General features: G+C 31.4%; 13 protein-coding genes. 11 read left to right on the top strand and 2 right to left on the bottom strand.

Annotated elements, in window-relative coordinates:
• The first annotated feature begins 97 nt into the window (after positions 1 to 97).
• Entirely contained in the window at positions 98 to 592 is a 495-nt protein-coding gene (locus ACYQ5R_RS10160) for an outer membrane beta-barrel protein (protein ID WP_460190831.1), read from the top strand.
• Positions 593 to 671: 79 nt separating this feature from the next.
• Positions 672 to 1,091 (top strand): type II 3-dehydroquinate dehydratase, encoded by a 420-nt coding sequence (aroQ, locus tag ACYQ5R_RS10155; RefSeq protein ID WP_460190830.1) that lies wholly within the window; start codon positions 672 to 674, stop codon positions 1,089 to 1,091.
• A 28-nt stretch (positions 1,092 to 1,119) separates the two neighbouring features.
• On the opposite strand, the gene ACYQ5R_RS10150 is transcribed toward aroQ, so the two are convergent.
• Positions 1,120 to 1,578 carry a GNAT family N-acetyltransferase gene (locus ACYQ5R_RS10150; RefSeq protein WP_460190829.1) on the bottom strand — a complete coding sequence of 153 codons (459 nt, stop codon included), beginning with the start codon at positions 1,576 to 1,578 and terminating at the stop codon, positions 1,120 to 1,122.
• 2 nt (positions 1,579 to 1,580) lie between these two features.
• Positions 1,581 to 3,272, bottom strand: coding sequence for a glutamate formimidoyltransferase (ftcD, locus tag ACYQ5R_RS10145; protein WP_460190828.1), 1,692 nt, complete (start codon positions 3,270 to 3,272; stop codon positions 1,581 to 1,583).
• A gap of 140 nt (positions 3,273 to 3,412) precedes the next feature.
• On the opposite strand from ftcD, the gene ACYQ5R_RS10140 reads away from it, so the two are divergent.
• The 9 genes from ACYQ5R_RS10140 to ACYQ5R_RS10100 all read left to right on the top strand — a co-directional run bounded on the left by ACYQ5R_RS10140 (position 3,413) and on the right by ACYQ5R_RS10100 (position 13,733).
• Positions 3,413 to 4,699: a nucleotide sugar dehydrogenase gene (locus tag ACYQ5R_RS10140; protein WP_460190827.1), complete on the top strand. Its 1,287-nt coding sequence runs from the start codon at positions 3,413 to 3,415 to the stop codon at positions 4,697 to 4,699.
• The gene (locus tag ACYQ5R_RS10135) at positions 4,696 to 5,739 is read left to right on the top strand and encodes an NAD-dependent epimerase (protein WP_460190826.1); all 1,044 of its coding nucleotides are present in this window, start codon (positions 4,696 to 4,698) and stop codon (positions 5,737 to 5,739) included. The genes ACYQ5R_RS10140 and ACYQ5R_RS10135 overlap by 4 nt, the downstream gene beginning before the upstream one ends.
• Before the next feature lie 15 nt (positions 5,740 to 5,754).
• Positions 5,755 to 6,597 carry an ABC transporter permease gene (locus ACYQ5R_RS10130; protein WP_460190825.1) on the top strand — a complete coding sequence of 281 codons (843 nt, stop codon included), beginning with the start codon at positions 5,755 to 5,757 and terminating at the stop codon, positions 6,595 to 6,597.
• Position 6,598: 1 nt separating this feature from the next.
• Positions 6,599 to 7,786: an ABC transporter ATP-binding protein gene (locus tag ACYQ5R_RS10125; RefSeq protein ID WP_460190824.1), complete on the top strand. Its 1,188-nt coding sequence runs from the start codon at positions 6,599 to 6,601 to the stop codon at positions 7,784 to 7,786.
• Between the two features lie 55 nt (positions 7,787 to 7,841).
• On the top strand, positions 7,842 to 8,612 hold the full coding sequence (locus ACYQ5R_RS10120; RefSeq protein ID WP_460190823.1) for a sulfotransferase domain-containing protein: 771 nt from the start codon (positions 7,842 to 7,844) through the stop codon (positions 8,610 to 8,612).
• 1 nt (position 8,613) lies between these two features.
• A complete protein-coding gene (locus ACYQ5R_RS10115; RefSeq protein ID WP_460190822.1) occupies positions 8,614 to 10,833 on the top strand; it encodes a polysaccharide pyruvyl transferase family protein in 2,220 nt (739 codons plus the stop codon).
• A gap of 6 nt (positions 10,834 to 10,839) precedes the next feature.
• Positions 10,840 to 12,075 carry a glycosyltransferase gene (locus ACYQ5R_RS10110; protein WP_460190821.1) on the top strand — a complete coding sequence of 412 codons (1,236 nt, stop codon included), beginning with the start codon at positions 10,840 to 10,842 and terminating at the stop codon, positions 12,073 to 12,075.
• Between the two features lie 112 nt (positions 12,076 to 12,187).
• A complete protein-coding gene (locus ACYQ5R_RS10105) occupies positions 12,188 to 12,940 on the top strand; it encodes an FkbM family methyltransferase (RefSeq protein WP_460190820.1) in 753 nt (250 codons plus the stop codon).
• Between the two features lies 1 nt (position 12,941).
• Positions 12,942 to 13,733 (top strand): glycosyltransferase family 2 protein, encoded by a 792-nt coding sequence (locus tag ACYQ5R_RS10100; RefSeq protein WP_460190819.1) that lies wholly within the window; start codon positions 12,942 to 12,944, stop codon positions 13,731 to 13,733.
• The last annotated feature ends 15 nt before the right edge of the window (positions 13,734 to 13,748 follow it).

The following is a 13,748-nucleotide window of genomic DNA, read 5'->3' as shown; positions in this document are numbered from 1 at the left end:
TAAAGTTGTGTTAAAATTCGAAAATAATAATATTCTCAATTTTTAGTTCACAATAAACAACTATATTTGAAATAATTAATTTTAACTAATCAGAATTATGAAAAAGTTTTTAGTAACAGCAGTTATTGCTGTATTTGGAATCAGTGCTTTTGCACAAAATGGAAATTTTAATGCTGGAATTAATTTTGGATTCCCAACAGGAGATGCAAGTGATTTCTCTTCATTTAACTTAAAAGTTGAAGTAAATTATTTATTCGAGGTTTCAGAAGCATTTGATGTTGGACCTTCTATGTCTTATTCTCATTATTTTGGTAAAGAAATAGGTTCAACTGGTATTAATTGGGATGATGTTTCATTCCTACCACTAGCTGCTGCAGCTAGATTTAATGCATCTGATAAATTCGCTGTTGGTGGGGATATTGGTTATGCCATAGGTTTAAGTCCATCTGGAAATGATGGAGGTTTCTATTATCGCCCTTTAGTAGGCTATAATGTTACAGATAATATTATGATTCAAGCATCGTATTCTGGGATTAGCAGAGACGGAGGTACCTTCTCTAATTTTGGTATTGGAGGGATGTATAGTTTCTAATACAACAAATCTCATATATCTTAAAAAGGAAACCAAAATTGGTTTCTTTTTTTTTGGATTTTATTCCTATTTTCGTTTTATGAAACTACTCATTCTCAACGGTCCTAATTTAAATCTTCTGGGTAAGCGTGAACCTACAATCTATGGTTCAGAATCTTTTGAAGATTTCTTTCAAAATTTACAAAAGCAATTTTCTCAAATAGAGCTGTCTTATTTTCAATCGAACATCGAAGGTGAAATAATTGACAAACTACACGAAGTAGGATTTTCTTATGATGGTATCATCTTAAATGCAGCGGCATATACACATACTTCAGTTGGTATTGGAGACGCTGTTAAAGCTATTGAAACACCAGTGATAGAAGTGCATATATCAAATGTACATGCAAGAGAAGAGTTTAGACATACAACCTATATAGGTCCGAATGCCAAAGGAGTTATAGCAGGTTTTGGTTTGCAAAGCTATGTGTTGGCCATTCAAAGTTTTATAGAAAAATAAAGGACGGAAAAATCCGCCCTTTTCTTGATTATAGTTTTCTAACCATTTTAATATCTCCTCTGGAATATGGAGAATCTTCAAGAGGAACTTCTTTAAAACCAAACTTGCGATAGATATAAATGGCATTCTCTAAAGTTGTGTTTGAATAGAGTAGTAGTTCACTCCAACCTTTAGATTTTGCAAAATCTATGCAATGCTGCATTAATTGTTGTCCTATCTTAAACCCTCTGTGTTTAATTGATACCGCCATTTTGCTTAGTTCGAAACCTTCTTGCTCATTCATCAAGGCTACTGTTCCAACAACTTTCTTATCAAAAAGTGCAAAGAAAATGAACCCGCCTTTATCTAAAATATAAGATTTCGGATTTTCTAATACTTCTTTATCATGATCTTCAACATAAAAATAGGCTTCTAACCATTCTATGTTATAATCATAAAAGTATTGAGCGTATTCTGATTTAAATGGTACAATTTCAACAATTTTCATATTTAAATTTTGGTGTCAACAAAGGCGATTAGTTTAGATTCTAATGCAATCGTGTCTTCATAAATGCTTTTCGCTTTAGACAGCAACTCAGTTTTAATAGTTTCATCTTTAATGTCTTTTGCATTGATTCTTACATTAAAGTAGGCTCCTATAACTGCAGTTCTTGCACATAAAGCGCCAACACCAGCATCAGATAAGGAGCTTTGTAAACCTTTATGCAGCATCTCTTGCATCACTTCCATACTATTGTATGCAGTTTCCATTACTTGCAACGGAATTTCAGTTGCATATATAGTCGCATTTTGAATAGCTTGAGTTCTTAATGCCTTTTCCTCTGGGGTTGTTTTCGGCATTCTAAAACTGTCAATTATTTTATTGAATGCATTAGTATCTTCATCAACCAAATACAGTAATTCGTTTTTATATGCTTGACCTTTAGTAGCCCAATTAGAGTAATATTCCCATTGATCATCCCATCCCGCCTTATGAGCAGAAAGATTTGCCACCATGGTGCCTAAAGACACGCCAAGGGCGCCAACATATGCAGATATAGAGCCACCTCCTGGAGCCATAGATTCTCCAGCTGTTTCTTCCGCAAAATCTTTAATAGATAATTCTACCAACTGATGTTGCTTTTCTTTCATAACATATTCAATAATTTTCTCTTGCGGATTAAATGGTTTCAAATCATCTAAGCCCAAAGATTTTACTGAAATTTTAATTTTTTCAGCTTCCGATATTCCCAACGAGCGTTGTTGCTTTCTTAAGAAATAATCTGCAGCATCCAACATTGCTTGCAGTGGAATAAGCCCGATTAATTCAGAACCTGTAACTCTAAGTCCTCTATCTGCAGCAGATTTTACAGTTTCATCAAATGCTTGATGTACGGAGGTAATTGATATGTTCGTAAGATTGTATGAAATCTGCGCAATACCATATTCTTCTATATACCATCCAATACCCTTAACGGCCTTTAATTTACCTGGTATTCTAACAGGATTTCCATCAGAGTCAAGAACTTTTTTACCAGTAATTGGGTTTCCTTCTCTTTTAACCCTTCCAGCTTCGCGAATATCAAAAGCAATGGCATTAGCTCGTCGAGTGGAGGTAGTATTTAGGTTGATATTGTAGGCAATTAAAAAATCTCTTGCAGAGATTGCTGTGGCTCCTGAAGTTTTGGCGGTTTCATTAAATACGGCTGGGCCAAAGTCTGGGGTCCAATTAGGATCTGACAGCTTTTCTTTTAATCCTTCGTATTCACCAGCTCTACAATTGGCCAAATTTTTACGTTTTTCTTCTTTTGCAGCAGCTTCATAGAAATACCCCGGAATACCAAGTTCTTCACCAACTCTTTTACCAAGTTTGTGAGCATAAACTGCGGTTTCTTCCAAAGTAATTCCCGAAATTGGTACAAGCGGACACACATCAGTAGCTCCAAAACGAGGATGCTCTCCCGAATGCTTGCTCATATCAATTAACTCAGAAGCCTTTTTAATTAAACGAAAGGCAGCTTCAATTACTTGCTCTGGTTCTCCTACAAATGTTATGACTGTTCTATTGGTAGCAGCACCAGGATCTACATCTAACAATTTAACACCATCTACTGTATTGGCCTCATTGGCAATGGTGTTTATAATTTCAGAGTCTCTACCCTCACTAATGTTTGGTACGCACTCAATAAGTTGTTTGTTCATACGTTCTTTTTTTACTCTTCAAATTTAGAAATATTGGAATTTATGTTCGTAGGTTTTTATAAACAAATTGTTTAAAACTTCATCTAAATTTTAGGTGTTCAGCTTTTTTAAAATTTATATTTGTGTACTTTTGAAAATATATGACCAAACAGAGAATTGTAATCATTGGCCTTGGGTATGTTGGACTACCTTTAGCGGTAGAATTTGCGAAGAAATATGCAGTTGTAGGCTTTGATATAAATGAAGAGAGAATTAAAGCTTTAAAGAGTGGATTAGATGCTACTTTAGAAGTTGAAATGGAAGAATTGAATTCAGTTCTTGTTTCTACAAAATTTGAGCATGGACTTTACCTTTCAAATTCTATTGAAGATTTAAAAGAAAACGATTTTTTTATTGTTACTGTTCCAACTCCGATAGATGAACACCAAAAACCAGATTTATCTCCATTGGTAGGAGCTACTAAGATGGTGTCAGAGATAATGGGTAAAGATTCCATTGTAATTTATGAATCTACGGTATACCCTGGCGCTACAGAAGAAGTATGTGTGCCTATTTTAGAAGAAGGCTCTGGGTTAATTTATAATCAGGATTTCTTTGTAGGATATTCACCAGAACGTATTAACCCTGGAGATAAGGAACGAACCGTTACTAAAATATTAAAAGTGACTTCTGGATCTACTGATAAATCTGCAGCTGTAATAGATGATTTATATGCCTCGATTATAACCGCAGGAACTTATAAAGCGAGTTCCATAAAGGTTGCAGAAGCTGCAAAAGTGATTGAGAATTCACAACGCGATATAAACATTGCGTTTGTAAACGAATTAGCTAAGATTTTTAAACGATTAGACATCGATACTAATGAAGTGTTAGAAGCGGCAGGAACCAAATGGAATTTTTTACCTTTTAAGCCGGGTTTAGTAGGTGGACATTGTATTGGCGTAGATCCATATTATTTGGCACAAAAAGCTTTAGATACAGGATACAACCCGGAGATAATATTGGCTGGTAGAAGGCTAAATGATAGTATGGGACCTTTTGTGGCGTCAGAAACTGTGAAGTTAATGATAAAGAAGGGGATACCAGTTAAAGGAGCGAATGTATTGGTTATGGGATTGACCTTTAAAGAAAATTGCCCAGATATTAGAAATTCTCGAGCAATAGATGTTGTTAGAGAATTAATGAGTTATGAAACGAATACAGATGTTTTTGACCCTTGGGCTAATGCGTCAGAAGTGCAATTAGAGTATGGTATTGATTTGATTGAAACTTCAAAAACATTGACAAAGAAATATGATGCTATTGTGTTAACCGTTGCGCACAATGATTATAAGAATATTGATATTAAGGCTTTATTAAAAGAGCATCATGTAGTTTTTGATGTAAAAGGAATGTTGCCTAAGGAAAAAGTAGATAGCAGGTTATGAAAAAAGTGCTTGTAACAGGTACGGCAGGGTTTATTGGATTTCATCTTTCTAAGAAATTAGTGAAAGAAGGAATGGAAGTTATTGGTATAGATAACATTAATGACTATTATGATCCGAATTTAAAATTGGCTAGACTTGAAAACCTTGGAATAGATGTTTCTTCAATTGCAGAAGATACTTTAGTTGAAGGTGCTATAAAATTTTTTAAAACAGATCTTAAGAATTTAGATTCGTTAAAGCAGTTATTTGAAACATATCAGTTTGATTATGTGGTTAATTTGGCAGCTCAAGCAGGAGTGCGTTATTCTCTAATTAATCCTCAATCTTATGTAGATAATAATATTACAGGTTTTCTAAATTTGTTAGAGTGTTGCAGGCATTATAAGGTAGAACATTTGGTCTTTGCATCATCGAGTTCGGTGTATGGTTTAAGTGAACAAATACCGTTTCAAGAAGACAATGTAACAGATCACCCTATCGCTATGTACGCTGCAAGTAAAAAAGCTAATGAAATGATGGCGCATTCATACGCACATTTATTTGATATACCATGTACGGGATTGCGCTTTTTTACTGTTTATGGACCATGGGGAAGACCAGATATGGCTTTATATATCTTTACTAAAGCAATGTTAGAAGGCAAAGAGTTTGAAATATTTAACGATGGTAAAATGAGTAGAGATTTTACGTATGTAGACGATATTGTCGAGAGTATTTACAGATTGCTACCTTTAGCACCAAAGAGAAATACAGAATTTGACGCAGCCAAACCTCAAACTTCAAAAAGCTCTGCGCCTTATCAGCTTTTTAATATTGGTAATAACAGTCCTGTTGCGTTAATGGATTTTGTAGGAGCAATTGAAAAAGAATTGAGCATAGAAGGTAAAAAGGTATTTAAACCCATTCAGCCTGGAGATGTGACGGCTACTTATGCCAATGTAGAGAGTTTGTTTGAATATATAGATTTTAAACCGCAAACCTCTATTGAGAAAGGAATTAAAGAGTTTGTGAAGTTTTATTTAGAGTATCAAAAGCGTTAAAAAATGTAAACCCCTATGGCGCTAGAAACAAGAATATACCAAAGACAAAATAATAAGCGAATTTCGACACTTTTAAAAGAGTGTTTTACAGATATTGGCAAATCACTTTTTTTGGCAAAGCAATTAGCCAAAAGAGATATTAAAGCACAGTACCGACAATCTTTTTTAGGGATAGCTTGGATGTTTATAACACCATTGTTCACCTCATTGGTATGGATATTCTTGAGTGCTTCTGGTACAGTGCAATTATCAGACACTGGTATTCCCTACCCATTATATGTGTTTTCTGGAACTCTAATTTGGTCTATAATCGTAGAAGCAATCAATACACCAATGCTAGTTACTAATGCTTCTAAAGGAATTATGAGTAAAATTAATTTTCCAAAGGAAGGCTTGCTATTGTCTGGTATATACAAAATGCTATTTAATAGTAGTGTTAAAGTGTTATTACTGATAGCTTTTGTTGTGATTTATAAAGTAGGTTTTCATACGAGTATTTTATGGTTACCATTGGTGTTGCTAGGTGGAGTATTGTTTGGTACAACCATTGGCTTGTTTATTACTCCTGTTGGTTTATTGTACTCCGATATAAATAAAATTGTATCTATTGGTTTACGCTTTTTAATGTATGCAACGCCTGTAGTATATGCTCTACCTAAAGAAGGTATCATGAAAACTGTAATGGAGTTAAATCCAATCACCCCAATTGTTTTAACAGCAAGAGATGTGATTGTAGGATTTGAACCGTTGTTTTTAAATTACTTTTTAATAGTAGTTTTGGTGTCTGTTCCGTTATTATTTATCGGACTGTTGTTTTATAGGTTTTCAATACCTGTAATTGTTGAACGCATAAGTTAGTATGATGGAAGAAAAGGAAGTTCTCGTTAAAGTAGAAGGTGTTTCTAAAAAGTTTTGCAAAGACTTAAAGCGCAGTTTATGGTATGGTATTAAAGATCTGAACCCTTTAAATAAATCTGAATCTAATGAACTTCGTAAAGATGAGTTTTGGGCAGTTAAAGATGTAAGTTTTGAGCTCCGTAGAGGTGAGTGTCTGGGATTAATTGGGCATAATGGTGCGGGAAAATCTACCTTGTTAAAAATGTTGAACGGTTTGATAAACCCAGACCAAGGTAAAATTACCATACACGGTAAAGTAGGCGCCTTAATAGAATTAGGAGCAGGATTTAACCCCATCCTTACAGGGCGAGAAAACATTTATAACAATGGAGCGGTTTTAGGTTTTACCAAAGAAGATATTGATGCTAAAATTGAAGCAATTATAGATTTTGCCGAAATACGGGAGTTTATAGATATGCCCGTAAAAAATTACAGTTCGGGTATGCAAGTGCGTTTGGGTTTTGCTGTGGCCTCTCAAATGGAACCTGATGTCTTGATTATAGATGAAGTTTTGGCAGTGGGTGATGTAGGTTTTAGGGTTAAATGTTTTAATAGAATATCTGAAATTCTGAAAAATACAGCAGTTCTTTTTGTTTCACATTCGATGCCCCAAGTCGCAAGAATATCTACAAAAATTTTATATTTAAACAAAGGTAATTTAGATTTTTTTGGTGCTGATATTGCAAAAGGATTGAATCTTTATAATGAGAATTTTACAATTGAAAACACCGTTGTAATAGGTGAAGGTATAAGTATCAATTCATCAAAATTATTTAATGAGGAGGGCGAAGAAGTTGAGGAATTTGAGTATGGTGAGAAAATTTGTTTAAAACTAGAATACAAACAAAAATCAGATATAGATAATTACTTCATCAATATAGTAATTATGGATGCTAATTTTAACGGGGTTGCATCTTTTAATTCTATGGAAAGTGATCTAAATCATGATAATAAGGTTCAAGTAACCTTTGAAAATGTTTGTACAAATGGACTTTATTCAATAAATATAAGTTTTGTTGAAATTGAGTTTAAGGGTGAATATAATTTCGGAAGAACTATAGTTAATTACCGAAATTTGAATTCCTTTAGGAGTTCTGGTGGAAATCTTGTTGGTACTGTGTCAATACAAATGAATTCCCAATGGAAATAATTTAAAACTATTCTTAAAAGTATTTCAACGTCGTACTATTAATTAATTTCAGTATATGTTTAAATTAATAAAAAAGTTTAAATTAAATTATAACAAAAAAGTAGAAAAGAGAAAATTTTATAAAGACGATATTTTCATAGTTTCCTATCCTAAATCTGGAAATACTTGGATGAGGTTTCTATTGGCGAATTTATTGACAGATGAAGAGGTGAATTTTCATTCAGCTGTCAAATATATTCCGGATTTTGAGGCTCATTACGATGCTGTAAACTCTATGAGTAGACCAAGATTGTTAAAAAGCCATTCGTTATATAATGAAAATTTTAGTAAAGTCATTTATATTATTAGAGACCCTAGAGATGTTTATGTTTCTTATTTTCACTATTTGAAGAAGCATCTAGAACTTTCAGAGTCAGATTTTAAGACTTTTGTTAGAAATCAAGAATTGCATCCTTCAAGATGGCAAGTTCATGTTTCTTCGTGGCTAGATGATTCAAGAGATAATATTTTACTGATTAAATATGAAGATATGCTTATAAACACTTTTAAAGAGTTAAAAAAAGTTGTTCAGTTTATTGGTTGGAATAAATCTGATTCAGAATTAAAATTGGCAATTGAAAAATCCTCATTTGATTCAATGTCCAAAATAGAAGATGAAAAGGGCCGTCCTTTTATTAATAATGAGGCAAAAAGAAAGAGTACAAAATTTGTTAGATCCGGTAAACAAGGAGATTGGAAGAATTATTTTGATATTGAAGATTTGAACTTTTTGAATAAAGAGTTAAAAAGTGTTGTAGAAAAATTTGGTTATAGAATACTGGAATAGAATGTATAAAAAATTTGAATTGTATAAATTAAAACAAAGGTTTAAAAGAAAACTAAAAAGAGAGTTTGAAGAGTTCAAGATAAAGTTTTCTTTGCTAATTACTAAGCCTGTTTTATCTTCTTCTCCAAGTATTGATGAAGAATCTAAACCCAAAGTTTTAAACCTTAATATAATTGATAGTTGTAATTCTAAATGTGTTATGTGCAATATTTGGAAAAGAGATGAATCACTTGAGATCACTCCGGAGCAACTAAAAGAAATTCTTAGTAATGAGTTGTTTGATAGCCTAGAACATATTGGTGTTACAGGCGGAGAGCCTACCTTGCGAGAAGATTTACCAGAAATTTTTGAGAAGATAATTGAGGCAATCCCTCATGTTAAAGGTTTGAGTACAATTACTAACGCCATAATTGAAGAGGATGTTAAGACCCGAATAGAAGAGGTTAAAGCTGTTTGCGACAGATTTAGCAAGCCATTTTCTGTTATGGTATCTTTAGACGGTTTAGGTAAATCTCATGATAATGTTAGGGGTACAAAGGGAAATTTCAAAACTGCTATTAATGTTATAAACTATTTAAAAAATGAATTAAGTGTGCCTGTTTCTTTTGGATGTACGATTTCAAAAATTAATGTTTGGGACGTAGATGATTTATTGTTTTATGTAAAGCAGAATGGTATATATGGAAGATTTAGAGTCGCTGAAACAATTAATAGACTATACAACCATGATAGAGGAAAAGTTATTCGAAATTTTGATGAAGATGAAACATATCAATTATTGATATTTTTTGAGAAATTGAAATCGAACTACGAGAATAACGAAACCTACAAACGAACATATTCAAGTATACAAAATGTATTAAAGGGTGGGACAAGACTAATTGGATGTCCATATCATAATGATGGAGTCGTTTTAGGTTCAAAAGGTCAATTGAGTTATTGTGCGCCAAAATCTAAAGAAATTGGAAATGCCTTAGATAATTCTGCTATTGATATTTATAGAAATCAAATAAAAGAAAAACAGAGAATTTTAGCTGAAGATTGTGCAAATTGTATTCACGATTATCATGCACCAATCACACCTAATGAGATTAATATTAAAAATAATGAAACGTATTTTAGAAAATATTTGTCAATTGAAAAAGCTGAAGAAAGTCTGAGACTATCAAAATGGGTTGGAAAAGAAGTCAAAAATAAAAATGTTAAAAGAGTATTTATCTTCGGATGGTATGGTACAGAAACGGTTGGTGATAAAGCTATATTAGGTGGAATAATTAATCATTACAAAGAGCATATTTCTTCTGAAATCGAATTTGTAATAGGTAGTATTTATCCTTTTGTTACAGAAAGGACGTGTTTAGAACTTAATATAGAAGCACGAGTAGTATCTACTAGCAATTTTGACTTAATTAAATATGCAAAGAGTTCTGACATTATCGTAATGGGAGGAGGTCCATTAATGGACTTGGAACACCTTTATATTCCATTAATTGGTTTTAAAATTGCTAAAAAGTATAAAAAGAAAACTGTAGTATTTGGTTGTGGATTGGGACCATTAAAATTTGATATATATAGAAATGCAGTTAAGGAAATATTGGATTTAGCTGATGAAGTAATTTTGCGTGATGAAAACAGTATTGAATTTGCTAAAAAAATAGGAATTAATAGAACTATTAAAAATTATGGTGATCCTGCTATGAGATATGTGTTGGCTAATTATGACAAAATTGAAATTGATAAAGAAAATGTTTTATCGTGTTTTCTTAGAGATTGGACATTTGAGTATTTTGATAGAAGTAAAGAAGAATTTGAACTAGTTAAAGAGCGATTTGAATTAGGATTAGCAGAATTGATAAAATCTCAGGCTTCAAAATTGAAAGTTGATCGAATAGAATTTCACCATATGCATAATTTTGTAATTGGTAATGATGATAGAGATTTTTCTAGATATTTTATTAATAGGTTTTTTGAAAATGATCCAAGAGTTTCTTTTAATAAAAAGCTATCAACTGTTGAAAATATTTGTACATCTATGAAAAAATCAAGAATGAATATATGTATGAGATTTCATTCCGTATTGTTTGCAGATACTTTAAATACGAATTTTATTGCTATAGATTACACACTAGGTGGCAAAATACACGGGTATTTAAAAGACAACCAACAGTTGTTAAGAAAAAAAACGATTGATGAAATGATTGAAATGGCAAATAAAAGCTAATTACCTGTGAAAGTTTTATTAATAAATACATTTGATAGATGGGGTGCTGCAAATGCATGTATTCGTTTACATTTGGGGCTTTTAAACAGTGGAATTGACTCAAAACTGTTAGTAAAACACAAATCTAAAGATATTTATAATTCATTTGAGTTTAATTCTGAAAGAATCAATAAATCATCATTTTGGAAAAAACTTTTGGGTTTCCTATCCTATTATAGGATTTTAAAATTTATTTATAAAAGACCAGAAAATTTAGAATACTTTAGCTATCCTGACACGAAGATTGATATTACTAATTCAGATTTATATAAAGAAGCAGATATTATACATTTGCATTGGGTTTCAGACTATATTGATTATACTTCTTTTTTTAAATTGAATGATAAGCCTATAGTTTGGACATTGCACGATATGAATCCTTTTTCAGGAGGAGAACATTATATTGAAAAATTTTATGGTTTAGATGAGTTAGGATTTCCAAAAAAAAGAGATTATACAATTGTTGAAAAAGAACTTTTCAAGAAAATCGTTGAAATAAAGAAAAAATCGATTCGATCTATTCATAAAATAAATCTTGTTATTTTAAATTCTTGGATGGATAAAGAGGTTAAAAAAAGTATTTTTAAGCATTACCCTAGATTTAAGATTCCAAATGGAATATCCTCTGAAATGTTTAAATTGTTGTCAAAAACTAATTGTCGAATTGAACTGAATTTACCTTTAGATACTAGTATTGTATTATTTGTTGCTGACTCTTTAAATAATGAAAGGAAAGGGTTTAATTATTTAAAAAAAGTAATCGATAAGCATAAATTTGATGATATTATTTTTTGCTCAGTCGGTGAAGATTTAAATCATAATTTTAATTCTACAAATTATAAATCATTTGGAAGAATTGAAGAAATTAAACTTTTAAATAAAATTTATTGTGCGGCTGATTTTTTTATTATTCCCTCATTAATTGATAATTTGCCGAGTACGATTATTGAGTCGTTTCTTTCAGGTACACCAGTTCTTGGATTTCCGGTTGGAGGGATTAAATATATGATTAAAAAATACAAAAATGGACTATTGACTGAAAGTATAAATGTAGAAAGTTTGGTTAATGGAATCCAAAAAATGTTAGTATATAAGGATAAATTTGATTCAGAAAAAATTAGAGAAGATGCATTAAATTATTACAGTCAAGAAAATCAAATTGAATCATATATAAAACTGTATAAAGAAATTCTAGATGAATAATATAAAATTGGTAAACCTGTGGTGTCTATTAGAGTAGTAGTACAAGAATATCTGGTGTATTGGTGTCAACAATATATACAGGTGAAGGGTGTTTAAAAAGCATTTTAAAATAATGAAAAAAGGTTTAAAAAGAATAATAAAAAAAACAGTTAGTTCATTTGGTTACAAAATTCAAAAACTAGAAACTCCAACTGTGCGTAATATTGTTGATTCTAACTATACCATGGAAGCTGCATTAAAACGTTGTATTACTAGAGGGTTAACAATTAATACTATTATTGATGTAGGTGCTTCAGATGGCAGATGGTCTAGAAGGTTATTGGGTTTGTTTCCTGATGCTAACTTTTTACTAATTGAAGCTCAGATAGATCATAAGAAAGGGCTTGAAGTGTTTAAAAAAGAGATAGTTAAAGGTGATTATGTTTTGGCAGCCGCAGGAGAAGAAGATGGTAAAATATATTTTGACCACAATGAGTTATTTGGAGGTGTAGCTTCTTCATCTAAAACTAATGATAATTGTATTGAAGTGCCCGTTATATCTATTGATAATGAAGTTGAAAGAAGAAATGTTTTGGGGCCGTATTTGTTAAAATTAGATACGCATGGTTTTGAAGTTCCAATACTTAAAGGAGCGGAAGAAGTCATAAAAAAATCTAGTTTAATAATTATAGAAGTTTATAATTATAACATTACCAAAGATAGTTTGTGTTTTTGGGAAATGTGTGAATATATGAGTGAATTAGGTTTTAGACCAATAGAAATGGTTGATCCAATGATAAGATTGTATGATAAGTCATTTTGGCAAATGGACTTATTTTTTATTCCTAAGACTGATAAGACTTTTAAATATATTGAATATCGCTAAAGTGTCGTTAATTACATCACCAAAGGTGTCCATAATAACACCAAACTTCAATCAAGAAAGGTTTTTAGAAAAAACTATACTATCCGTTTTGGGACAGAATTACCCCAATATTGAATATATAATTATCGATGGTGGAAGTACAGATAGGTCAATAGATATTATTAAAAAATATTCAAGTAAACTCTCATATTGGTTAAGTGAAGAAGATGGTGGAATGTATGAAGCTATTAATAAAGGATTCAAAAAATCAACTGGAGATATTTTATGTTGGATTAATAGTGACGATATTATTCATTCTAATGCGATTTCAAAAGTAGTTAAAATGTTTACGGATAATATTTCTTTACAATGGTTACAAGGTTTTCCTAATGTAATTGATGAAGAGGGAAAAGAGTTTTATAAAAGGAATCCTATGTCAAATCAATTGTATTTTTATTCTAATTTTTTTAAAATCGAACAGTTATTTATTCAACAAGAGTCTACTTTTTTTAAAAGAGATTTATGGGAGGAATCAGGTGGAAAACTAAATACTAATTATGATTTAGCTGCAGATTTTGATCTTTGGCTTCGTTTTTTTAATCATGCAGATTTATATTGTACACATCACAAATTGGGGGCGTTTAGAAAGCGAGAAGGGCAGAAGTCTGAAAATATTAAAGAGTACTTATCGCAGGCAGAGCAAAGTATTAAAGAAAATTATAAGAGATTGCCGTTTATTTCTAAATTAAAAATTGGATTTTATAATTCATTTGGAGACATAAATTATTTTAAAAGAAACAAATGGCTTGATTGATATATGTCACTAGTC

The sequence above is a fragment of the Urechidicola sp. KH5 genome, assembly GCF_054661455.1.
This window is presented reverse-complemented; position numbering and strand designations above follow the sequence as displayed.